Below are 23,400 nucleotides of genomic sequence, written 5' to 3' on the forward strand. Positions count from 1 at the left end.
AATGAGTGACGAGACAACCGCAACCGTCGATCCGGCGCAGATGACAGGCCTCGAACTTCTCCGCTGGATGGGAACGCAGGTCAACGACCGACCCAGCATCGGACGCCTCCTCGGCATGGAGATGCGCGAGGTCAACGAGGGATCCGTCAGCTTCGCACTGACCCCGCGTGCCGATTTCAGCAACCCGCTCGGCACCGTGCACGGCGGCATCTGCGCAACGCTGCTCGACTCGGTCATGGGCTGCGCGGTGCACACGATGCTTCCGGCCGGCGTCGGCTACACGACCCTCGAACTCAAGCTCAACTACATCCGCACGGTGCCTCTCGACGGTGACGAACTGACAGCCCACGGCAGTGTCATTCACGTGGGCGGGCGTACCGCGACCGCAGAGGGCAAGGTCTTGGACAAGAACGGCAAGTTGGTGGCGCACGGAACTACGACGTGCATGATTTTCCGCTGAGCCGACGGAGGATGGCGAAAATGTAGCCGCGCCCGACGTGAGCAGGGTGCGAGTACCGATGTACGATCGGCTCGTGACCCTGCTCACTGCGCACCTCTGGTGGCCCGACCGCTGACGGTCAGCCGCAACTGCGTGCTGCCCGGACCGACATCGGGTGGTCCAGCAGGCTCCTCTCCAGGATCCCCGATCCGGCAAATGCCGTACGCGTCGTCGCTACGACCGCCAAGATCAGGTACCGAATCCACGAAGGAGAGTTAGTTGACCACCACCCCACTCAACCGTTCGCTCGAGCCTTTGGGCGTCTCCATCCCGTCGAAAGTGCCGACGCACTGGTACAACCTGGCGGCTGACCTCCCCGAGCCTGTTCCCCCGCACCTGCATCCGGGCACTCGTGAGCCGCTCGGCCCTGAGGACTTGGCGCCGCTGTTCCCGATGAACCTCATTGCGCAGGAAGTCGCAACCGAGCGCTACATCGAGATCCCGGAGACGGTTCGCGAGATCTACGGCATGTGGAGGCCCTCTCCCCTGTTCCGGGCGCATCGACTCGAGCGCGCTCTGGGCACGCCTGCCCGCATCTACTACAAGTACGAAGGCGTGAGCCCGGTCGGTTCGCACAAGCCGAATACTGCTGTCGCGCAGGCGTACTACAACGCGATCGAAGGAACCACCAAGCTCACCACCGAAACCGGCGCAGGCCAGTGGGGTGCGTCGCTGTCGTTCGCGGGCGCACTGCTCGGACTCGACGTCGAGGTGTGGCAGGTTCGCTCCTCCTTCGATTCGAAGCCGTACCGACGCATCCAGATGGAGGCGTACGGCGGAATCTGTCACCCGTCGCCTTCCGACCTGACGGAAGCCGGACGCGCACTGTTGAAGTCGCATCCCGACACCACCGGCTCGCTTGGTATGGCGATCAGTGAGGCCGTCGAGGTCGCTGCGCAGGATCCGAACACGCACTACTCACTCGGTAGCGTGCTGAATCACGTCATGCTTCACCAGACCGTGATCGGTCAGGAAGCAATGGTCCAGCTCGAAGAAGCCGGCGACGCCGTCCCCGACACCGTGTTCGGTTGCGCCGGTGGCGGTTCCAACCTCGCCGGACTCACCTTCCCGTTCCTGGGACGAAACCTTCGCGAAGGCACCAAGACTCGTCTGGTCGCCTGCGAGCCTTCGGCATGCCCGTCCCTCACTCAGGGCGAGTACCGCTACGACTTCGGTGACGTCGCCGGGTTGACGCCGCTGCTCAAGATGCACACTCTGGGTAAGGACTTCGTTCCCCCGGCGATCCATGCGGGTGGCCTTCGCTACCACGGTATGTCGCCGATGGTCTCGCATGCGGTCAACCTCGGACTCATGGATGCGATTGCCGTCGATCAGGACGACGCGCTCCAGGCCGGTCTGATTTTCGCCCGCGCCGAAGGGATCATCCCGGCTCCGGAATCAACCCACGCGGTTGCCGGCGCCATCGCTCACGCGCGCGCCGTCACCGAACCCGAGGTGATTGTGATCGGACTGTCGGGCAACGGTCAGTTGGATCTCCCGGCGTACTCGCCTTACGTCTGACGCCGTCGGTGTGGTGGTCTCGTGTGTACGAGGCCACCACACTTCGTCACACCGAGCACGTGGGCTCGATCTCGCGATCGACATCGAACCGGCCGTCCGCGAAACGAACCGATCAGTTTGCTCGATCGGTTACGGTCTTTCGATGCAGCTTCGGTTGAAGGAACACTGGAAACTGGTCGCCCTCGGACTGGCGTTGATCGTGGCGATCGCGTTCATCGTCGTATCGGCACTCTCCGACTCCAGTGAGGCGGCCTCGCCGAAGCAGAAGATAGGCGGTCCGATCGTCGAGCAGGGGGTTGTCGACGTGGACCTCTCCGATCCTCCGCAACAAGCCTGGGAACTCGATGTTCGAACGCTCACGGACAACTCCGGCGACGTACTGCTGTCGATGCCTTCCACGCTCGATAGCTACTACGGCTACGGCAACACGTACCAAGTCGGTGACGTGCTGGTGGCCGCGACTGCTTATCCCCTGCCCAAGACCGACGAGTCTTCGTCGAGTCAGGGAGTCGGTGCCGTCACACTGGTCGGTGTGAATCCCGACGACGGAAGTCCGCTGTGGAAAACGCGAATCGGCGGAGTCATCGGCCAGTGCAGTCAGCAGAACGAATCCACGATCATCGCATGCTGGGGCGATCGACGGATGATCTTTGTAGATACCGCGACCGGAACTCTTATGTCCGACCTCGGAACCGACTTCGATCTCAATGGCGCCGTCATCACCGGAGACACCGTGTACACGTCCGGCGAAAGGATGGACGGAACGATTCGAACACGAATTCTCGCCAGCGGCAACACAACCAACTTAACGGCCAACTTCGTTCGCACCTTCGAACCAAGTGAGAAGTTCGGGGCCGTCTACACGGTCCCTCACACCGACACTGTCATTGCGATGGAACAGGGCGATGGCGGGGACCCACAGTACCGCTATCGAATCTACGATCTGGATTCCGGCACAGAACGATTCAGATTCGAGGGTGATTCGCTTGCCCCGGCCGGGAACGGATTGTTCCTCACCAGTGTCGGAGGCAGATCAGGCTATGTAGGAACCCAAAACCTCTTGGCTTCAAATGGATCTACGATTCGTGCGATACCGATTCCCTCGTACTCATCGTCGTCCTACCCAAGTAAGTCCTCGACGGGCCTGCCGATGTTTCTCGGCGACGGCGCCTACGACCCGAATTCCGGTGACGAACTTTGGCGCAGTTCACAAATCGTCAACACCGCGATGGCCGGGACGGGAAGCGCCATCGCCGCGGTGGTAGGAAAAACAATCCTGGTCACGTCTCCCGAGACTCGCACAATCTCGGGTCTCGACATCGAGAGTGGCCGACAGTTGTGGCAAACGCCCTGGCAAGACGCGTACTGGGTTCGCAGCGGGGTAACCGATGGCGACCACTTCGTCTTCAGCGACTACACCGGCATGCACGCGATCCGGGCTCGCGACGGAAAGATGATGTGGTCGGTTCCCCTTCCCCCAGAAGTTGATCCACGCGGAGTCGTCGTCTCGAATGCCGGCAAAAACGTGTCGTTCTCCTGGCAGAACCATTTCACCGTTTGGCGTTAGGCCGGCAACATCACCGATACCGTGTCGTACTGACCAGCCAGTTCAGCAGCAAGCAAATGGCTAGACGTGCAGCATCAATGGCCACAATCCAGTCTGGCGTTTGTTCAATTTCGGGGGAACGATCTCGAACAACTGCATATATCTCCGCGACTCCAATTTCGGAAAGATCAGACCAGACCTGCAGTCAAGGGGTGCGTAAAAATCGCACCGGCTCAGGTATCTGATCCAATCCAACCGTAAAGGGAGCCAACGGGATGGACGCGAAATCCCCTGTGTGCAGTCGGCAACAAATTGTCCAGTTTGCGCGCAAACATCTGCGTACCGGGGGACCGAACTCAGACCAAATTCGTCGTCATTTCGGTTTGCAAAAACGCGCGTTCTTCACGCAGCTCGACACCCATCTGGACGATTCTGCACTTTCAATGCCCGAAAAAGTTGCACTCCGCCGCATCTGCCGACAGGAGGATAGAAGGTGCCCGATCAAACGTATGAACGTCTCAGCAGGTCAAGCCAACCCACCCCGGCCGATGTACGACGCGCTTCCTTTCCCACCCCAGAACCATCCCGCTTGACGATCGAAAGCCCCGAACTACGTTGAGCCGCTGGATTCTTCCGCAGTCCCCTCTTCTCGGTTGGGATCATCGGAGATCTAACAACCGCGCGACTTTCAGACTCAAATGCAATGCCAACCGGTCGTCGCCGTTTGCCAAGTCTGCGCGTGTTATCTCCTGAATTCGCCGCAAACGATAGTACAAGCTCCCTCGATGCACACAGAGCGCCTCGGACGTTCGCTTTACGTCACCGGCATTGTCCAAAAAGCTCTCCAGCGTCGCGAGAAGAGCCTCACTTTTTGAGTCCTCATGGCTGAGCAAGGACTGCAAACCTGAGTGAATACTGTTCTCGAGTCGATCCTCCGACAGTTCGGCCAGAAGTCCGTAGACGCCGAGATCCCGATAATGCACAACATTTCCGAGCACCTTGACGACCTGGGCTACATCTGCGGAGCGTCTGGACTCTTCGTAGGATTCGCGCACGTCTGCAACCGAGGTTCGCGGTTCACCGATACCAACCCAACATTCGATGTTCTGGCGCCCACTTTCAGACAAGACTCGCTCCCGGGCTGCCACGATCAACGAGTCCAGATGGGTTTGAGTCGAGCGTTCGGCCACCGATACGATCAACAGACTGTGGTCGGGGCGGTCGAGTTGGATTGCACTGTTCCGCGGGAGCCTCCGCCGAAGCTGATCGACGCCGACGGCAACACTCAGACGATCTCTTTCGGTCAATGTCGACCGGTGCACGGGACGAAGCAACATAGTGACCGCGACTGCTGGACCCGCAGCCATCAAGCCCTCATCAGCCAATCTGCTTGCCGCGTCCTCGCGCAGCGACCGCTCGCCAGACAGTACGTCTCGAGTAAGTTCCCGCTCCCGACTTCGGGACAACTCGTCCAGCAACTGTTCGCGATGAAGGATCATCGCCGCCGCATCAGCCGTGCGCCTCAAGACCTCGGCTTGATCCTCGTCAACTTCGCCCTCTGAAGTCAACAGCCAGACGAAGCCCAGCAGCGCATTGCGGTACCGGATCGGCATCCCGACCCGGCCAAGGGTCAGCCCTAGTTCTTCGTTGACGGGAACAGTGAAGAGATCGAGGGCTTCACGGCCTCCACTCGCGTAGATGAAGTCCACAATCTCGCGTGAAACATTCCGCTGTAGAACGGAATTCATTCTGACTGAATCGACGGCACTGTCATGCGAGTTGTACGCGAGTAGACGGATCTGTGCATCGTCGATCGCAACGGAACGGTCCAGTCGTCGCCCGGTAGTATCCACCAAATGCTGTAGTTCTCCGGCCATGGTCGAACTGTACGAGCCACGCTCGCCGTTTTGCAACATATGACTAAATTCGTCCGCGACAATTTGAACGAATGACAGTGATGCAACTAACTTTCGCGCCATAAGCTCGCTACATGCCGAAGCACATGAGACCCGGAACGTGTTCGCTCGGCCCGCGACCAGGCATACCCAGCAACGACAGGTTGCACGACAGCGACGAGATTCGTTGCAGCCGTGAGATTTGCATTGTGGGCCGAAGCCAGCCGACACGCTCTCGCGTGAGAAAGCGTTGTCCCTGATCCGGAATCGATCGCAACCTCCGTTCGCCAGATCAACGTGGGTCCGGTCGGCCTCTTTCAATTTCGCATGCCTCCGAACGACATCGGCCACCGTGACGTCGCAAAACCGTTGCTATTCAGCATATCCCGAGAGGAATCATCATGACCGGCACAGCAAATGCTCCTGTAGAGCATCAAACCGAGACGTCACCCGGACGTCGATCGGCGCGCCGTAGGGCCCTGATTGCCGGCGCGACAGGCAACATCGTCGAATGGTTCGATTTCACGATCTACGGTTTCACTGCCGCAGTTCTCGCGACAGTGTTCTTCCCTCCGGAGTTCGGCAGTGGCGCACTGCTTGCCACCTTCGCTCTTTACGGAGTCGCATTCTTGGCCAGACCTGCCGGCGGCATATTCTTCGGAAGACTGGGTGACCGCCTCGGCCGACGGAGGTCACTGTCCCTGGCTATTACGCTCATGGGCTGCTCGACAGCGGCTATCGGTCTCCTACCGACCTACGCTTCGATCGGTGTTGCAGCACCGCTGTTGCTGCTGCTCTGTCGCTTGGTTCAAGGATTCTCGGCCGGCGGCGAATACACCGGAGCGGCAACCTTCGTCGTCGAACATGCGCCGTCTCACCGCCGAGGCTTGTACGCAGGGATTATCAGCTCTTCGTCGTTCGTCGGCAGTATCTTGGCCACGGTCACAGTCTTGTCATTCAGCTTGGTCGGCACTGAGTCCTTTGCCGACGGGGGATGGCGTTGGCCGTTCATCATCGGAGGCGTTGTCGCCATGGTGGGACTGTTCATGAGGCTTGCGGTCGAGGAAACTCCGGCTTTCAAGGAAATGAAAGAAAACGATTCCCTTCCAACCCGCCCTCTCACAGATCTGTTCCGCAATCACTGGCGGACTCTGCTCACGTCATTCGTGTATTTCGCCTCGCTCGGTGTCGTTACTCATATGCTGCTCGGCTACATGCCGACATTTCTGATTCTTTCAGCCGACGTTTCGAGCACGGTGGCACTGCTGATGACAACCGGCGCTTTGGTTCTCGCAGTCCCACTGTTCATCTTCTTCGGCGCCACGGTCGACCGAATCGGCCGGAGACCTCTCGTCAGAATCGGCATGGTGATGTCAGTTTTCGTTTCGGTGCCCAGCTACATGCTCATCGGCACCGGAAACATTTTCGCGATTGCCATTGCACTGGCTGCTCTGGTCATCGCGCTTTCCCTACTCGCGTCCGCTTTGCTCGTAATCCTCGAAATGATGCCGACGCATGCTCGATTCACCGGCACGGCAATCCCCTACAACATCGCATATGCGCTCTTTGCAGGAACTGCGCCGCTGGTGTGCGCAGCACTGGTCAACGCCACTGGAAGCGATCTGTCGCCTGCCTTCTACGCGACCGCCATCGCTTTGATCGCACTTCCCATTCTGTGGCGAGGGATTCCGGAATCGAAAGACTGGTCTGCCACGCGGGGCAGCTCGACGAAACATTTCTGACAACGGACGCGCCACGGCTGTGATTTTTTGAGCAGCTGTCGATAGCGTTCCGATGGCCGCCACGAGAGAGTTGAGGACGACGGACACCTCTGGACTTTCAGGTACCAAATCCATTAAGGCAGAGCCGAATCCGAGAAGTCGGGATGCGGGTCTCCAGAGGAAGTCGACGGCGTCAGAATTACCAGAACCCAAGCTCGCCGGATCGAATAGCTGCGCTTTCGATCCGGCGAAGCCATCAGTAGAAAGAGGGGCCGAAAGTGCCTACCGACAAGACCGATGCAGTTGTGGTCGGAGCTGGAGTGATCGGCAGCTCCATCGCCTACGAACTGGCCGCTCGAGGCTACGAAGTCCTGGTCATCGACAAGTCTGGTGGTCCGGGCTACGGCTCGACCAGTGCATCCAGTGCGGTCATCCGGTTCAACTACTCCACATTCGACGGTATGGCTGCGGCTTGGGAGTCGCTGCATTGCTGGCAAAACTGGAACGAGCATCTCAACGCGACAGTCGACGGCGCGCTTGCGAAGTTTCGGCAATGCGGGATGGCACTGCTCGATGTCGACGTCGCACCCCACGCGCGCACGATTGGACTGTTCGAGAAGATCGGAATCGACTACCAACTTTGGGACGCAACGACACTCGTCGAAAAGATTCCCGGTATCGACGCAGGTAAATACTATCCACCGAAGCCAGTCGACTCGGAGTCCTTCTTCGCAAATGCGGAAACCACGCTCGGCGCGCTGTACACACCGCAGGCGGGGTTCGTCGACGACCCGCAACTGGCAGCCGCGAATCTTGCTGCGGCAGCACGTTCGCACGGTGCGGTTTTCGCATACAACACGCGTGTGGTGGCAGTCGAGCAGTTGCCTGACGGCATCTGGCAGCTAGGGCTCGACGACGGGGAAAGTGTGAAATCCAACATTGTCGTCAACGCCGCCGGCCCCTGGTCAGGAGCGTTCAACAAGCTCTCGAATGTCGGGTCCGACTTCAAGGTTTCAGTTCGGCCCTTGCGTCAGGAAGTCCATCACGTGACCGCTCCCAGTGGGTACAACGAAAACGAGATCCTCGGCCCGATGATCGCCGATTTGGATCTCGGAACCTACATGCGAGCCGAACCTGGAAACGGTTTCCTCGTCGGCGGAACCGAACCGGATTGCGATCCGCTCGAGTGGATCGACGATCCTGATACCGCAAACCCGAATCGCACTGTTGCCCGGTTCGAAGCGCAGGTTTTCCGCGCCGCCAGGCGTTTCCCCACCCTGGAGGTCCCTTCACAACCGAAAGGTATTGCCGGCGTGTACGACGCAGCATCTGACTGGACCCCGATCTACGACAAGACAGACAGGCAAGGTTTCTACGTCGCCATGGGCACCAGCGGGAACCAATTCAAAAATGCGCCCATCGCTGGGCGCCTCATGTCCAGGATCATCGACGAAGTGGAAGCTGGACACGATCACGACGCTGATCCCCTGACCTATGTCGGGATGCACACCGGGCTCGAAATCGACCTCGGCGCATTCTCCCGCCTTCGGGCACCCAATGCCGAGTCGACCGGGACGGTCATGGGTTAGAAGTCTTGTCCGGCTTGGAGAATCGACAGCCGCGACAACTGAATAGACACGGCTGTGGGTGTCCACCACGTGGTGGACACCCACAGCCGACTTCTCCTTCAACGGCGTCTACGGAAAATCGCCCTAGAACGTGTCAGCGTGCACATCGTCTCCGGGACGGAGAGCTAACGTGCATGGCAGGTCTTCAAGTAGCTCAGGAACGATGCCTGCAGCCCGGTTACGTGCGTCTCGTGCAACAACGCGGTCGAAACATCCTGCGACCGTCCCTTGCCATGCAACTGCTCCACGACGGCGAGAACGTTGCGTGACAGTCCGCGATAGATCGGAATTGGTCCAGTCAGTTCGGCTTCGTTCAGCGTGACGTGAAGCTGCGGAACAACTGAGCCCACGCCACGCTCGGGCAGTGCCTCGACCAGTGTGTGGATCTGGCTGTCGGCGTTCACAACTCCGGGACTACCCGCACCGAAGGTCGCGAATGGGGGCGCGTCGCGCAGCCATGCGTAGAGGGCGAAAAGTCCTCCGTACGAGTACCCGAAGAGTCCGTGCCCGGACTCGCTGACACGTAGCTCCGACGAGTACAGGCGAGGGTGGAGTTCGTTGGTCAGGAAGTCGAGGAAGACGTCCCCGTGAGTGTCTGCCAGCTCCTCGAGGTAGGCGTCCACGTACTCCTGGGTCATTGCACCCGAGTCGCGAGCAGCGGCAAGAGTAGCCATCATTTCTTCGCCTACCGGTTCCCCAGGCGGCACGAGATCGCGGTTGCGGAGCCGTGCCCAGTTGGCGGCTTCCTCACCGGCATATCCGACACTGACCTGGATGTACGGGGCGACCGTCAGGTACGGGTCTGCCTGCGTGACGATGAGCGGGGCGGTAAGACCTACAGCCCAGTTGCCGTCCATCACGTAGATCAGCGGTAAGGGATCCATGGAGTCCGCGTAGCCGGGGGGTGTGGTCACCCAGACGCCGTAGCTGTGCCCCGACTTCGCCGTTATTTCGAAGTACTCCGTGTCTGCAAAACATCCGTGCAGCATTGCGCTCATCGAACGTCTCCCTTGACGATGTTGCCGGACTTCACGACGAGAGCAGCCATGTCCGGATCGGCGAACACCTTTGCGTCTCGGAGTGGGTCTTGCTGCCAGGCAACCATGTCCGCCTGCATACCGACGCGGATAGTCCCGACGGTTTCCCCGATACCGAGAATGTCGGCATTGACGCTGGTGGCCGAAACGAGTGCATGCATCGGCGACTCCAACTCCGCGCGCAAGCGCAACTCCTCACCTCGGCGCTTTTGGTGCGGCCCGATGAGGTCCGAGCCCAGGCCGATCCTCAGGCCTGCTGCGCGAGAGGCCTCGAGCGCTCTGGCCATGCGTTGACGCACTCCGGCTGCACGCTCTCGTATTGCAGGGTCCAGGTCCATGCTTTCGGTGTCCGTCAACTGCTCCACCACGGCGAAGGTAGGGACCAGAGCCACGTCATGCTCGCGCATCAACTGGGCAGTCTCCGCGTCGATGTCGGTGCCGTGTTCCACGCACCGCACTCCCGCCCGCACTGCGTTGCGAATGCCCGCATTGTTGTGCGCGTGGACCGTGACGTAGGTGCCGCGCGACGCTGCTTCTTCCACTGCCACGGAGATTTCCTCGACGGTGAACTGTGTGTCGGTGAGGCGGTCATGGCCTCCGACGACACCGCCGGTGACGCACAGTTTCAGAAATGTTGCGCCTCGGCGGAACGATTCGCGCACGTTGCGTCGTAGCTCGTCGGCATTACCCGACATCAAGGACAAGGCGCAGAGCCCTGGAATGTGGTGCATGTTCCACAGCTCGGTCGGCTCCCATGCGGCCCCGTAGTAGCCGTGTCCACCGGTCTGGCACTGCACAGGACCACACGAGAGGACACGCGGACCACGCACCTTGCCGCTCGCAATAACGTCGACGACTCCGCCGTCGATGCCACCGACGTCTCGCACCGTGGTGAAGCCCGCGTCGAGGGCATGGCCCGCGGTGGCGAAGATGCCCGCAGCCAGTTCGGCTGCCGAGAGCTCAAACCCGAATTGCCTTCGGATCGGACTCGAAATACCCAGGTGGACATGAGCATCGATCAGCCCCGGAGTCAGAAGCATGCCGTCCAAGTCAACTGTCGTCGAACCCGACGGCGCCTGTCCGATCGCGGTGACAATGCCGCCGCTCACGCACACGTCGACTTCGACCGGGTCGGTACCCGATCCATCCGCGACCATGCCGCCGGCAAACCATACGTCAGTCAAAGGGACCTCCCGAGCATTAGAAAACCTCTTTCCTAAACACTGGTGAATTCGATATGCGGTACCGTACTCAACAGTGGTGAACCCGTCAATGGAGGTAGCGTGAGATCGCCGGTTGGGGAGGGTCGAGAGCGACTGTTACAGGCACTGTTCGACGAGTTCGGTGAAACCGGCCCAAGTCCGAAGCTGTCGATGCGCCAAGTAGCGGAGCGACTCGGAGTGCACCACACGCTTCTGACCTATCACTTCGGATCACGACCAGGTCTCCTCAGCGCCGTACTGTCGGAAGCGCGCCGCCGTGACAACCTCGTCATCGCCGCGATGGGCAAAGATCTCGGGTTCGCAGCCCTGTGCAGGGCGATCTGGAGCTTCTACTCGAACGCCGAGCATGAAGATCGAAGCCGCACCTTTTTTCACCTGGCCGGACTTGCGGTGTACGAGCACAAAGCATTTCAAGATTTCGCCGCCGACCTCGACGACTTGGCTCACCTCCTCGAAGTGGCAGCACTTCGCGAAGGATTCACAGTGGTGGATGCAAAGCAGCAGAGCATCATCGCAACCGCATGTCTGCGAGGACTGTTGCTGCAGAAATTGCTCACCCCCGACGCCGAGGTCGACGCCGCAGCCGAGCGCTTCATCACCTCGCTGACCACGACCATCACCTAAGGCCCGACAACCGATCACCCTCGTTCGAAATCACCGACGCGGGGCCGTTTGCCATTGGCTCGGTCACGTTTCGGCGCGAGCCGGGTCTCTGAACCCCGGTTGAATGGTGGCCGATCGCACTTTCGACATCTGTACGAGCGAAGTGCCGAAAGATGCGACAAGTGAACCTATCCCGACCCAGCAGACACACGACATCATCGACAAGTCCGATGATTCACATGAGTTTCGAAAGTCAGGATTGAATTGTGACCATTACCTTCCGTGCCGCAGAGTTGAACAGCGCAAGTGGGATCTTCCAGCAAGCACTGCTCGGCCAACCCAGTGCAGAGCCACTCGGCGGAGACATCATCACTCGTGCAGATGTCGAGTTCACCAGTGACGACGGCCGCATTCAATCCGGAGTCTGGGAGAGCGAACCGGGAAAGTCGCGGTGGGAGTTCCTCACCCGCGGCGAGATCATCACCATCGTCTCCGGCGCCATGACCGTCGAGGAGGACGACGGCGATCCCGTACATCTCGTTGCCGGTACGAGTGCAATCTTCCCAATCGGATGGAAGGGTACGTGGACGGTCACCGAGACCGTACGCAAGGTGTTCGTCGTATACAACGAATGACCAAGAGAATCCGCAACATCCGACTTTCACGGCCCGTCGTACGGACGGATCTCCCGACGCAGCCCACTTGCCCTGAGCACCTGTCGCTGAACTCCCGCCCTCACGGAATCCTCCGTGCCGATTACCCTCACATGGTTTCTGGCGCGAGTGATCGCCGTGTACAACAACTCCCGGGTCAGTAGTGACGACGCTTCGGCCGGCAGCATCACCGATACCGTGTCGTACTGGCTGCCCTGGCTCCGGTGAATCGTCATCGCGTAAACGGTCTGCACCGACGAGAGTTGACTCGGGTGAATCAGAAACGCATCACTCCCCCGCTGGAATGCGGCAATAGGAACGCCATCCTCACGCTGCACGATCACCCCGGCGTCCCCGTTGTAGATCTTGGCCTCGTAGTCGTTGGCCGTCACCAACAGGGGTTGGCCCGGATACCACCTCGTCGGGTCCAGGAATTGCCCTGATGCCGTGCCGACCCACTCCATCGCCTGCTGCGCCCACCGCCCGACACCGTACGGTCCGTCACGGTGAGCGCACAAAAGACGGTGCGATTCCAGGCCTTTCAGGGCGCCGATCGCATCACCCTCCTCGGCCGACGCCGTCACCACCTCTGAACTCGCAACGATATCGGCGCGTAATGCGTCAACGTCCTCGGGAGAATGGAAGGAGACGGCGGGATCGCCACTACGCAGGATGCGCAGAACCTCAGCGGAATCTCCAGCGCGTACTGCTCTGGCCAACGACGCGATGGTTCCGTCGAAGCGGCGCCCACGTGAGAGTTGAATGATCCCGCCCCGCAGACGATCCTGCTCGTCCACACTCAGGGACTCTTCGGAACCGGTGGCCGTGAGATCGTCACCCACCAACTGTGTCAGCGCCGGATTTCCACTGACTTCTACCGGGCGGGCGACAAGGTCAGCAAGAACAGCGCCGGCGTCGACGGAGGTCAACTGATCGGGATCGCCGACGAGCAGTAGCCGGGCATCGGGGCGAACGGCCTCGAGCAGGCGCGCCATCAAGGTGAGGGAGACCATCGACGTCTCGTCGACGACGACCACATCGTAGGGAAGTCTGTTGGTCGCATTGTATTTGAAACGGCTCGAACTCCCCCGCTGCCAACCGAGTAGCCGGTGCAGGGTCATGGCCGCGAGTTCTTCGGGAAGGCCAAGGCTCGCGGTCTGCTCACGTACGGACTCTTGCAGACGTGCTGCGGCTTTGCCCGTCGGTGCGGCCAGCCCGATGCGAGCATTCGAACCCAGTTCCTCCGACAGGAGAGCGAGAATACGTGCGACCGTATGGGTTTTGCCGGTTCCGGGCCCACCGGCGATGACCGTCGTCCACTGTGTCGCGGCAAGAGCAGCGGCTATCCGTTGACGATCAGGGCTGGTGGTCGGCCCGTTCTCGTCTACGAACAGCGAATCCAGGCGCGTTCGGACCGCTTTCAGGTCGGCGGGTGGCCACGTGGACGCACGCTCGTCGAGCACTCGCCGAATCGTCTGCTCCTGCAGAAAGTACCGATCGAGGTAGAGAAGCTCACCGTCGACCGTGTCGACCAACCGGAGGGGCCTGAGTGGTCCGGCGTTGCCGCCGATCACCAGAGGGCTCAGCCGAAGGGCGGCAACGATCTCCGACGGTTCGGGCCACGGCAACGACGTGAGTTCGTCTTCCGTCGCATTGTCGACGCTCACATCACGCATCCGTCGTAGATCGAGGCACACCGAACCTGATCGCACGGCCCGAACTGCCAACGCCGCGGCCAGCATCACTTCTTCGGAAGTTTCACCGCCCAGGCTGCACACTCTCGTCGCGACATGAACATCGGCGGCAACCAGAACCCCGGCTTCGTTGAAGATTCGCACGATCCCTTTGGCGCGCTGCGCCAATTGCGCCTCGGTCATCGAATCTTCTCCCCTACTGTGTGGGACGCATCAAGACCGGCCAGCAGATCCGATAGTTCAACCGTCAGCTGAGCAGGCGGTTTCCATTCGAATACACCACATTCCGGCGGACTGTCCGGGCCGAGCATCCCCCGCACGAATTGATACTGCGCGCCTCCGAGATGGCGATGCGGATCGTAGTCGGGCAGTCGCCACCGCAGATACCGATGCAGCGCAACCGAATACAGCAGCGCCTGCAGGGGATAGTGCGAGCGCATCATCTCCGTCGCCATGAGTTCACGCGTGTAGTTGGCAGCCGTCAGATCGCCGCGGCCCAGCCGATTTGTCTTGTAGTCGACGATCACGAACGACGGGCCCGGGATCCGCAAGACGGCGTCGATACTGCCCGTCAGGAACCCGCGCATCGGTGACGTCTCGACACGGTCAAGTTGGTCGGCGTACGACGCCAGAATGTCGTCCGGGGGAAGGTGGCGCCTCAACAGTTCCGACACTCCGCGAAGTGTGACACTCATCGACACCGGATCGTCGCCACCGGCCAGCGGGAGTTCGAAATCGAGTTCGGGAAGACGATCTTTCGGCGCGATCGTGGCCAAGGTTCCGAATCCCAGTGGAGTCTGCATCACCAGCAACAACGCATCCGCGAGTGCTTCGGAGTCGACCTCGGCCGCCCGAACCGAGACCGCCTCCGCGCAGCGTATACGGAGTTCCGCTCTCAGGTCTGAAGCAGCAGTGTCCACCACCTCGAGCACTTCATGCACCAGCGTGCCGAATGCGGCGCCCGCCGGAAGACCGTTCATCGGTGAAGGCAACGCCTCCAGCGGCGAGGGGATGACGGTCCCGACGTCTACGGAATCCTCTGGCTCGTCGTCCTTTTCGGGATCCTCTACCTCACTGTCGGTGCTCGTGACCGCGTGGTGCGCTCCGGCGGTCAGTGCCGAGTACGACGTACGACGCCACAGAGTGTCCAGGTCTCGATCGAAACGCGCCGCGGCCAGTTCGGTCACGTCTGCGGCTGCACCGGACCACTGGACGGGCGACGGCGGATGTGGACCAACTGGTTCCACCGAGATCACGTCGGAAGCTGCTGCCGGCCACGTCGCGAGTCGTGCTGCGGTTGTACCGTCGTCGAGCACCTTCACTACCCGAGCAGGTTCGGCGATGCCGGGTGTACGTCCGAGCATCAACCGGTGCAGTGGCGAGCGTGAGGTCCCGTAGCTTGGCGCCCACCAGAGCACTAGTTGACACTGTGCCCGGGTCAGCGCCACGTACAGCAGCCGCAGTTCTTCGCCTGCTTCTTCAGCCTCCGCAACAGTCTTTCTGGCGTTGTGCCCCGGGCCTTCCTGCCCACCGACGTCGAGGATGCGGCGCCCTTCCGGATCGTGCAACAACTGCGTCGGAGAGTTGAAGCCGCCCACGCTCTCCCAACTGAACGGGACGTAGACGATCGGGAATTCGAGTCCTTTGGTGGCGTGCACGGTTGCGATTTGTACAGCGGCAGCATCACTGTCGAGGCGACGGCTTCTGTCGGTGGCGCTCCCGGACGTCGGGTCCTTGATCCGATCGGAGAGCCAGCGAACCAATGCGCTCAACCCGAACGCTTCCTCGATGGCGACGCGGCCGAGAAGTTGTGCGACGTGTCGCAGATCGGTGAAATCTCGTTCGCCGGACGGGGCCGCGAGTACACGCTTCTCCAGATTCGTTTCGGCGGAGACCCTTTCGAACACGGCCGCGAACCCGACGCGTGCGAACAACCCGGAGTATGAGCGCAGTTGACCCGCGAGTTCCGCGACGACGTTGTCGCCGTCGAGGTCCAATTCTTCGGCGGTGCGCCCGAAGATCGGAGAAAGGGCAGTCAACCGGACGCGATCGGACCGGTGCGGCTGCTCGATCGCCTGCAGCAGCCACAGCCACTGTATTGCGCTGGATGTCGCGAAAACACTGGAACCGCCGGTCAATACGGACGGTACACCTACGGCATCGAGGGCATCGCGAATCATCGCCACCTGCTTGTGGGTCCGCACCAATACCGCGACGTCTCCCGGCTCGACCGGGCGCGGATCACCGTCGACTGCCAAGCGGGCATCGCTGCCCAGCAGTCCGACCACGTCTGCTGCGACGTCGTCCGCGACGCGACTGCGAAGTCTGCCTACGGCCGGAAATCCCGAACGATTGAGCGGTCCGGCTCCGGTACGCGGCAGATGGCGTACACGCATCGGCACCGGGCCGGACAACCGAGACTTCTTGTGCGAAGCCTCCACTGGATGCGCGACGATACCCTCGTTACCCAGTGCGGCGCCGCCGTAGAGGTGTTCGAGTGCCGCCAACAACCCTGGATCGCTGCGCCAATTGGTGGTCAACTCCTGGTGTGCATCCGCCTGATCGACCGCATCGAGATAGCTCAGGACTTCTGCCCCGCGGAACGCGTAGATAGCTTGCTTGGGATCACCGACCAGGACCAGGGTGGTGTGTCCGTGGAAGGCCAACCGCAGAATGTCCCACTGCAACGGATCGGTGTCCTGGAACTCGTCGATCAGCACGACCTTGAACTTCTCGCGCACCCTACGGCACGCGACGGGGCCGTATTCCGGATCCGTCAACACGCCGTGCAGCAGCGTCAGGAGATCGTTGAAGTCGCGAATTCCTTTGGTCCGCTTACGTCGTTCAACCTCGAGACGAGCAGCCGCCGCGAACAGGACTCGCTGACCGGGAGCGGTCTCCTCCTCGCCGTCGGGTTCGAGAATTGCCTGGCCATCGCCGACTGCGCTTCGGGCAATGGCCAGCGCGTCCTTCGTGGAAAACGGTGGAGACGAGTCCGTCCGGCTGTAGCGGCTGAGGTACAAATCCGAGACGACCTCACTGATCAGGTCGTCGACCGACTCCACAAAAGTTGTGTCGGGTTCGCGTTCCCCGGCGATGCCGAGTCCGTCGAGCATCCTCTGACAGAAACTGTGGGTTGTCGTGATGGTGCCGGCGTCGAACTCCGCGAGAGCGCGCAGGAGTCGACGACGCCGCACGCCGATCTCCTCGTCGTCAGCTGTCGCGAGGTACGACACCAGATCATCATCCGACCGCCTCGCCGCCTCCGGGTCGACCAGAGCGGCGGACACTCCGGCGAACCTCTCCCTGGCACGCTCACGAAGTTCCTGAGTGGCGGCCCGGCTGAATGTCACCAGCAGAACTTGCGAAATGTCAGCGAGACCTTCGGCAACACAACGGGTCGCGAGTCCGACGATCGCGTAGGTCTTGCCAGTTCCGGCGCTCGCTTCCAACACCGCGGTGCCGGTCGGTAGTGGCCCCAAAAGGTCGAAGTCCACGGGTTACTCCGCTCTTTCGTTGGTCAGCAACGGATCCCACAGTCGTCGGGCGAGAACTCCGAATCGAGTCGGTTCCTCGGCCCAGACGAATTCGTCGTCCGACGGCGGATCCGCAGCCAACTCCGCCAGTGTTCGAGCTTCTCCGAAAACGTAAGCGTTGCTTGGATCGATCATCTCGCCGTACTGCCCGGTCCACTGGGTGTCCGCACCGTTTGTCGCATCGTCGACCGACTCGCCACCAAAGCGTCGGCGCGCATATTCGGCTGAAGTAGCGGCCCACATCGGCAACGGACGCTGCAGCCCCCGCTCGCGTAGGTTCACCAGTTGCTGCAGGATCTCGACCGCATTGCCTGGCGCATCGAGCACCGATCGTGCCGCTGCTATCTTTCCCCGACCCCGTCCGATGGAGACTGCATCGAGCGCACCGGGTCGGCCGTGCGCTTTCAAGGCGAGCAGGTTGATCCAGGCCGTCATCCGATGTTTAGGCGCCAGTGAGGAATACGATGCCCGCACCACTGAATTGCCGTGCACACCGGTTACCGTTCCGGTGAGACGACGCCCGTCACCGAGGTCGATGTCGACGTCGACAGCCTCGGAGTCGCCCTCGAGGTGTGGCAATGCAAGACCGGCAAGTTGGTCTACCACCCACTCGACGTTGCCCAGAACCGAGGCGCCCAGGTTGTAGGGCGGCAAAGTACCGCGGCGCCACTCGGCTGCACGGAAATCCGCAGAGCTGCGTCCAGCCAAGCGCGAGAGAAGCATCCGGTCACCCAGAGCCCAGGTGGTCAGTGGATCGAGCTCGGTTGCCAGCGAATCCGCGATGTCGTCGTCGAGTTCCGGTACCCGGACGCCGAGGCGTTGGCGCAGAAAACCACGGGCGGGGTGTACGAGGAAGTTCACCAGGTCGGCAAGGTTCACTTCCTTCGGATGCACCTCGAGTAGCTTGGCCGACAAGACTGTCGGCAATTCGATCGGTGTTCCGGCAGCAGCCCTGGCACCGGCCAGCGCTGCCGTGTCGAAGCTGAACGGCTTGTTCGGCGCGAAGTTTCGATTGTCGAACGACTGCAACGGGTGTCGAGTCAGCACCCCGTTGATCGCTTCCGGGCCCACCGTCGCACTGAGTACGTCGAGGAGGCCACTGAGGGGGATCGCCGGTGGTCTGACGACGCCGGTGACCGGATCGGCACCGGTATACAACAGAATCAGATGCTCACCCGCAGACATCACGGCATCGAGAAGCAGTTGCCGGTCTTCACTGCGCAGATCACGCTCCCCCACAACGGGATCACGGGACAAGATGTCGTCGCCGTCGACTCCACCGGTTCGAGGGAACACTTCGTCGTCGAGCCCGATCAGAACGACCACGCGATGCGGCACCGAACGCATCGGAACCATCGTGCACACCGTCAGTTCGCCGGTTCGGAAGTTGGCACGCGTAGGTCTGCCCGCGAGGCTGCGCGAGAGCATCGCGCGAACATCGGCCAGACGTAACACCGTCTCTCCGCCGAATTCGACAGCAGCTACCAGTTCGCGGTGGGCCCCCGCGCTCTGCCAGGAATCTGCGGGCGCAGTGTCGGTCAGCAGATCCAGGGCCCGCATCAGCACACGAAGCCATTCGGCCGGCGAATGTGGGCCGGCAAGATCGCGAAACGAGACTGCCAGGCGATCGACGAACTCTGCGAAACGACCACTCAGATCGATGTCTGTGCCGTCCACGTCATCGAGTGGCAGCGCGAGATCCAACCAGGCATTTTCCGATTCGTCCGCGCTGACCCCCAACAAGATTCGGTCCATGGCGGTGTTGAAGGTGTTCTGCGGAAATGCATCGAGACCGAACGTGGCACGCTGCCGACTACCGATTCCCCAGCGAGCACCCGCTTCCGTCGTCCATTCCCGCAGTCTTTCCAACTCGTCGTCGCCCCACGAAAAACGTGTGCGGACAGGCTCGGTCGCGGCCAGGTCGAGAACCTCACTGGCTGTAGCCCGGCCGTCGGCCAATTCGAGGAGAGAGCCGAGAACGGCCAGGACAGGATTGGTCTGACGTAATCCGCGGTCTGCCAGCCTTACTCGAAGGAGATGCCCCGGGTGGCCATGGACGCCTTGCCCGAATGCAGCACGAACCAAAGGTGCGTACGTTTCGACGTCCGGGCACATCACGAGTACGTCGCGCGGCTGCAATGTCGGGTCGTCCTCGAACAATCGGAGCAGGCATTCGCGGAGCACCTCGACCTGCCGTGCCGGCCCGTGGCAAGCGTGGACCTGAACTGTCCCGTCCGGTTCCGCTGCAACGCTGGGAGCACGATCTGCGATGACATCGGCCTTGACCGTCGCCAGGAGGGATTTCGGGCCGGCTGGTTCGGGAAGATGCACCGACTCGAACTCGGCGGCACCGAGGCTGATCTGAAGTTCACGAACGTCGCGAGCAAGACTCGACAGCAACGGATTGGCGGATATCAGCGCCGACCCGTCTTCCGAACGTCGGATCGTGCTCTCACTTCGAGGCGGTATGCGCGAGCTCATCTTGGTCCACAGCGCGGGGCTGGGATGCGGGAGCCAGATGTGCACGTCCCGATTCGCACTGAGTGCGCTCAAGATCATTCGCTGATCGACCGGCAGCCGGGTCGGCCCGAAGACCGACAGACGTTCCGGTAGGTCGACCAAGGCCGGGTCCTCGACCAGCGCGCGGCTCACTTGCCCCAGTCGCTCTGCGGGCCCCGGAACGTCGATCTTGTCCGCGACGATGCACCACAGACGTGCCTGCCATTCGAAATCCTCCGACAGCGCCAATCCGTGTCCGTCGGTCAACCGCCCGGCGGCCCAGTCGATCAGCATCTGTGGTCGTTGCGCGGCATAACTGCGGAAGAGTTCGGTGACATGTGTGGCGGAGGCAAACCGTCGACCTTCACGATGGCCTTCGAGATGTTTCGCCAGGACTCCGCACCAGGGCTCGCCGAGGGACTCGTCGATCACGTCGAGAACCGTCCATACCAATCGCGTCGGCGACCATGGGTCGTCGTCAGCCGTGATTCCACTGACCGCGGCCACGGACTCCGCGACCAGGCGCGCGGGTGATGGAAACGCGATGTTCGCAGAAATTCCGTCCACTGCTGACGGTCCGGACGTGCCTAGCTGGGAGGACAGCCGCTGATTGAGCCAACGCTCGACGCCCTTGGCCGGCACCGCAACAGTTTCCCGGGCGAATGGATCCGACAGCGGTGTACGGAGGAGCGTGGCCAACGCCGAGACCAAGGTGTCCGAACGCTCGGCCCGGTACAACTTCAGCAATCTTCGCTCCCCTCACTCCGTCCAGACGTCCATCTCACCACGGCGCTGTGACAGGAGACGCCGAACCAGCCTCACGCAGCGGTGACGCGCAGGCAACATGACCGCAACCGGACGTTCGTACTGTGCGGGAATGACCAGTCCCGTCACCACACCTCGCCCCGCTGGAACCGGTCTCGACATCTCCGGCCTCGGCAAGACCTTCGAGATGGGTCGTCGGTCGGTGACCGCGCTGACCGACGTGTCCCTTCAAACCAGCGAAGGCTCCTTTCTGTCTCTGCTCGGGCCGTCCGGATGCGGGAAGTCCACCGTTCTCCGCATCCTTGCGGGCCTCGACACTCCGACGTCGGGAACAGCACTTGTCAACGGACAGTCTCCGGCCGAGTTACGCAAGCGCCGCGAACTCGGAATCGCCTTCCAGGATTCGGCTTTGCTGCCGTGGCGGACGGTGACCTCCAACATCAAACTGCCGCTGCAGGTTGCCGGCATCGATCCCGACCCCGACCAGATCGCCGACCTGATCGCTCTCGTCGGCCTCGAAGGATTCGAGAAGGCCAAGCCCGCTCAATTGTCCGGCGGTATGCGTCAGCGTGTGTCGATCGCACGATCGCTCGTGGTCAAGCCGAGTGTCCTCCTACTCGACGAACCCTTCGGCGCGCTGGACGACATGACCCGACAACGACTCAACATCGAATTGCTCAGGATCTGGACCGAGAAGCCGGCGACCACGTTGATGGTGACTCACGGAATCGCCGAAGCCGTGTTCCTCTCCGACGTCGTTGCCGTCATGACGCCGAGGCCCGGACGCGTCCTCGAAGTCGTGCCGATCGACCTGCCGCGCCCGCGTACTCCCGAGATGATGCGTACACCCGAGTTCCACGAGATCCACGACTACCTCTCCGGACTGCTCTTCGGAAAAGCAGGCGTCGCATGACAATTACCGATATCGAGAACGTCGCGACCGCGGCGGCGCAGCCATCTGTGCCGCGCCGGATCCGATTGAAGCGTCCAACGTGGTTCGGCGGTGCAGTCGGCATCTGCGGACTGATCGCTCTCTGGTGGATTCTGGCGGCGGCCGGTGTTGCGGGAGGTACGATTCCGACGCCGTGGGTGGTTGTCTCGACGATGTTCGACGACGGTTGGTCGCTCTACGGACCCAATTTCACCGTCACGGCTTCCGGTGCGCTGCAGGGCTTTCTCTGGGGAAATCTGCTGGCGATCACGCTTGCCGTGCTTGTCGTCCTCATTCCGCCCATCGAGGGATTGGCCACACAATTGGCGATCCTGAGCTACTGCACACCGCTGTTGGCGCTTGGCCCAATCATCCTGGTCGTCTTCGGCGGCCGGACCCCCACGATCTTTCTCGCCGCGATGTACTGCTTCTTCACCACGATGGTCGGCACACTCGCAGGCCTGAGATCGGCAGACAAGACGAGCCTCGATCTCGTTGCCGCCTACGGCGGTGGGCGTTGGCAGAAGTTCACCAAAGTTCAACTGGTGAGCGCACTTCCGAGTACCTTTGCCGCCCTCAAGATTGCTGCACCCTCGGCTGTACTCGGTGCCATCCTCGGAGAGTATCTCGGCGGGGTGGACAGCGGGATCGGCGTCGCACTCACGGCCGCTCAGACATCGTACAACGTCCCGCGAACGTGGGGAATGGCCATCGCCGCCGCCTTGCTCGCCGGCCTGGGATACGCCGTCGTCGCAGCGATCGCCCGGCTCGTCACCCCGTGGACGAGCGCTCCGGGAGCACAGAAATGACCGCGGTACGAGGAACATTGAGATTCCTCGCTCCGATTGCCATCGCCTCGGCACTGCTGCTTGTCATCTGGGTGGTCTTCCTCAACACCTTCCCCCAGGTCGGCCCGCGTGTGGGAAAGACGCCGGCCGACGTCTGGGAGTACCTGTTCTCCGGTCCTAAATCCGCCGACGCTCGTTCGGGCATCATCGACAACCTGTTCATCACTCTGCGCGACGCCGGTGTCGGCTTTGCCGTCGGAATGACTGCCGCGCTCGTGGTGGCATCGATCTTCGTCGTTTCCCGCACTGTCGAACAGACTTTCATGCCCGTTGCAATGCTTCTACGATCTGTTCCTCTCGTTGCGATGACCCCGATCATCGTCCTGATATTCGGCCGCGGAATCGTGGGTGTGACGGTCATGGTTGCGATAGTGGTGTTCTTCCCGGCCCTGGTCATGATCATGGTCGGTCTGCGCGCCGCTCCGGCTCAGGCACAAGACCTCATCGCTGCGTACGGCGGGAGTCGTTGGACCGCATTGCGAATGGTGTCGGTACCGTCCGCACTTCCGGCGGTGTTCGCCGCCGCTAGGGTGTCAGTGCCCGGCGCTTTGATCGGAGCACTGATCGGCGAATGGCTCGGTAGCGGTCAAGGTTTGGGTTCGAGCATGATCAAAGCCATTCCGCGCTACCAGTACAACGAATTGTGGGCATCTATCGTGGTGATCACCGTGGTGTCGATCGTCCTCTACGCCGTGATCGGGATCTTCGAAAACATCGCTCTGTCTCGTTTCGGTCCTTCGGCGGGCAAGTCGTGACATCTGTTAACACGACCTCAACAAACTCTCTCTCCCAAGCAAACTG

General features: G+C 61.4%; 17 protein-coding genes. 11 read left to right on the forward strand and 6 right to left on the reverse strand.

All coding sequences use genetic code 11. From position 1 onward, the window contains the following. Position 1 precedes the first annotated feature (1 nt). The 4 genes from CPI83_RS24900 to CPI83_RS30775 all read left to right on the forward strand — a co-directional run bounded on the left by CPI83_RS24900 (position 2) and on the right by CPI83_RS30775 (position 4,159). Entirely contained in the window at positions 2 to 460 is a 459-nt protein-coding gene (locus CPI83_RS24900; RefSeq protein WP_003945940.1) for a PaaI family thioesterase, read from the forward strand. 258 nt (positions 461 to 718) lie between these two features. Next, positions 719 to 2,020, forward strand: a complete 1,302-nt coding sequence (locus CPI83_RS24905) for a TrpB-like pyridoxal phosphate-dependent enzyme (protein ID WP_003945451.1) — start codon at positions 719 to 721, stop codon at positions 2,018 to 2,020. 142 nt (positions 2,021 to 2,162) lie between these two features. Further along, positions 2,163 to 3,587 (forward strand): PQQ-binding-like beta-propeller repeat protein, encoded by a 1,425-nt coding sequence (locus CPI83_RS24910; protein ID WP_097388248.1) that lies wholly within the window; start codon positions 2,163 to 2,165, stop codon positions 3,585 to 3,587. Positions 3,588 to 3,841: 254 nt separating this feature from the next. After that, positions 3,842 to 4,159, forward strand: coding sequence for a hypothetical protein (locus tag CPI83_RS30775; protein WP_157920626.1), 318 nt, complete (start codon positions 3,842 to 3,844; stop codon positions 4,157 to 4,159). Positions 4,160 to 4,225: 66 nt separating this feature from the next. Here CPI83_RS30775 and CPI83_RS24915 read toward each other — a convergent pair whose 3' ends face one another. Then, positions 4,226 to 5,812, reverse strand: coding sequence for a helix-turn-helix domain-containing protein (locus tag CPI83_RS24915; protein WP_232816800.1), 1,587 nt, complete (start codon positions 5,810 to 5,812; stop codon positions 4,226 to 4,228). Between the two features lie 50 nt (positions 5,813 to 5,862). Between CPI83_RS24915 and CPI83_RS24920 the strand changes: the two genes are divergently transcribed. Beyond that, the gene (locus tag CPI83_RS24920; RefSeq protein WP_020968454.1) at positions 5,863 to 7,203 is read left to right on the forward strand and encodes an MFS transporter; all 1,341 of its coding nucleotides are present in this window, start codon (positions 5,863 to 5,865) and stop codon (positions 7,201 to 7,203) included. A gap of 257 nt (positions 7,204 to 7,460) precedes the next feature. Beyond that, the gene (locus CPI83_RS24925) at positions 7,461 to 8,771 is read left to right on the forward strand and encodes an FAD-dependent oxidoreductase (protein WP_097387866.1); all 1,311 of its coding nucleotides are present in this window, start codon (positions 7,461 to 7,463) and stop codon (positions 8,769 to 8,771) included. Between the two features lie 164 nt (positions 8,772 to 8,935). On the opposite strand, the gene CPI83_RS24930 is transcribed toward CPI83_RS24925, so the two are convergent. Together CPI83_RS24930 and CPI83_RS24935 are read right to left on the reverse strand one after the other, a co-directional pair. After that, complete coding sequence (locus CPI83_RS24930; RefSeq protein ID WP_097387867.1) at positions 8,936 to 9,808, reverse strand: alpha/beta hydrolase-fold protein; 873 nt, start codon at positions 9,806 to 9,808, stop codon at positions 8,936 to 8,938. Continuing rightward, positions 9,805 to 11,031, reverse strand: coding sequence for an amidohydrolase family protein (locus tag CPI83_RS24935; RefSeq protein WP_232816801.1), 1,227 nt, complete (start codon positions 11,029 to 11,031; stop codon positions 9,805 to 9,807). Before CPI83_RS24935 ends, CPI83_RS24930 begins: the two co-directional genes overlap by 4 nt. 99 nt (positions 11,032 to 11,130) lie before the next feature. Between CPI83_RS24935 and CPI83_RS24940 the strand changes: the two genes are divergently transcribed. Beyond that, entirely contained in the window at positions 11,131 to 11,694 is a 564-nt protein-coding gene (locus CPI83_RS24940; RefSeq protein WP_097387869.1) for a TetR/AcrR family transcriptional regulator, read from the forward strand. A gap of 245 nt (positions 11,695 to 11,939) precedes the next feature. Beyond that, the gene (locus CPI83_RS24945; protein ID WP_007734139.1) at positions 11,940 to 12,308 is read left to right on the forward strand and encodes a cupin domain-containing protein; all 369 of its coding nucleotides are present in this window, start codon (positions 11,940 to 11,942) and stop codon (positions 12,306 to 12,308) included. A 26-nt stretch (positions 12,309 to 12,334) separates the two neighbouring features. On the opposite strand, the gene recD is transcribed toward CPI83_RS24945, so the two are convergent. Genes recD through recC form a run of 3 tightly spaced genes read right to left on the reverse strand, consistent with a single transcriptional unit; the run spans position 12,335 to position 20,802 of the window. Beyond that, on the reverse strand, positions 12,335 to 14,203 hold the full coding sequence (gene recD, locus CPI83_RS24950; protein WP_097387870.1) for an exodeoxyribonuclease V subunit alpha: 1,869 nt from the start codon (positions 14,201 to 14,203) through the stop codon (positions 12,335 to 12,337). Next, on the reverse strand, positions 14,200 to 17,517 hold the full coding sequence (locus tag CPI83_RS24955; protein WP_097387871.1) for a UvrD-helicase domain-containing protein: 3,318 nt from the start codon (positions 17,515 to 17,517) through the stop codon (positions 14,200 to 14,202). Before CPI83_RS24955 ends, recD begins: the two co-directional genes overlap by 4 nt. A 3-nt stretch (positions 17,518 to 17,520) precedes the next feature. Continuing rightward, positions 17,521 to 20,802, reverse strand: coding sequence for an exodeoxyribonuclease V subunit gamma (gene recC, locus CPI83_RS24960; protein WP_097387872.1), 3,282 nt, complete (start codon positions 20,800 to 20,802; stop codon positions 17,521 to 17,523). A gap of 97 nt (positions 20,803 to 20,899) precedes the next feature. Here recC and CPI83_RS24965 point away from each other — a divergent pair, with 97 nt between their 5' ends. The 3 genes from CPI83_RS24965 to CPI83_RS24975 are packed head-to-tail and all read left to right on the forward strand — an operon-like array spanning position 20,900 to position 23,354. Beyond that, positions 20,900 to 21,733 carry an ABC transporter ATP-binding protein gene (locus CPI83_RS24965; protein ID WP_020906250.1) on the forward strand — a complete coding sequence of 278 codons (834 nt, stop codon included), beginning with the start codon at positions 20,900 to 20,902 and terminating at the stop codon, positions 21,731 to 21,733. Further along, complete coding sequence (locus tag CPI83_RS24970) at positions 21,730 to 22,560, forward strand: ABC transporter permease subunit (protein WP_003945560.1); 831 nt, start codon at positions 21,730 to 21,732, stop codon at positions 22,558 to 22,560. The genes CPI83_RS24965 and CPI83_RS24970 overlap by 4 nt, the downstream gene beginning before the upstream one ends. Then, a complete protein-coding gene (locus tag CPI83_RS24975) occupies positions 22,557 to 23,354 on the forward strand; it encodes an ABC transporter permease subunit (RefSeq protein WP_097387873.1) in 798 nt (265 codons plus the stop codon). Before CPI83_RS24970 ends, CPI83_RS24975 begins: the two co-directional genes overlap by 4 nt. Positions 23,355 to 23,400: the final 46 nt, after the last annotated feature.

This window comes from Rhodococcus sp. H-CA8f (assembly GCF_002501585.1).
GTDB classification, from domain to species: domain Bacteria; phylum Actinomycetota; class Actinomycetes; order Mycobacteriales; family Mycobacteriaceae; genus Rhodococcus_F; species Rhodococcus_F erythropolis.

Excerpts from the sequence above, each read along its gene's own strand:
- recD (WP_097387870.1), bottom strand. The coding sequence starts at position 14,203 with ATGACCGAGGCGCAATTGGCGCAGCGCGCCAAAGGGATCGTGCGAATC.
- CPI83_RS24900 (WP_003945940.1), top strand. The coding sequence starts at position 2 with ATGAGTGACGAGACAACCGCAACCGTCGATCCGGCGCAGATGACAGGC.
- CPI83_RS24975 (WP_097387873.1), top strand. The coding sequence starts at position 22,557 with ATGACCGCGGTACGAGGAACATTGAGATTCCTCGCTCCGATTGCCATC.
- CPI83_RS24930 (WP_097387867.1), bottom strand. The coding sequence starts at position 9,808 with ATGAGCGCAATGCTGCACGGATGTTTTGCAGACACGGAGTACTTCGAA.
- CPI83_RS30775 (WP_157920626.1), top strand. The coding sequence starts at position 3,842 with ATGGACGCGAAATCCCCTGTGTGCAGTCGGCAACAAATTGTCCAGTTT.
- CPI83_RS24965 (WP_020906250.1), top strand. The coding sequence starts at position 20,900 with ATGACCGCAACCGGACGTTCGTACTGTGCGGGAATGACCAGTCCCGTC.
- CPI83_RS24970 (WP_003945560.1), top strand. The coding sequence starts at position 21,730 with ATGACAATTACCGATATCGAGAACGTCGCGACCGCGGCGGCGCAGCCA.
- CPI83_RS24920 (WP_020968454.1), top strand. The coding sequence starts at position 5,863 with ATGACCGGCACAGCAAATGCTCCTGTAGAGCATCAAACCGAGACGTCA.
- CPI83_RS24910 (WP_097388248.1), top strand. The coding sequence starts at position 2,163 with ATGCAGCTTCGGTTGAAGGAACACTGGAAACTGGTCGCCCTCGGACTG.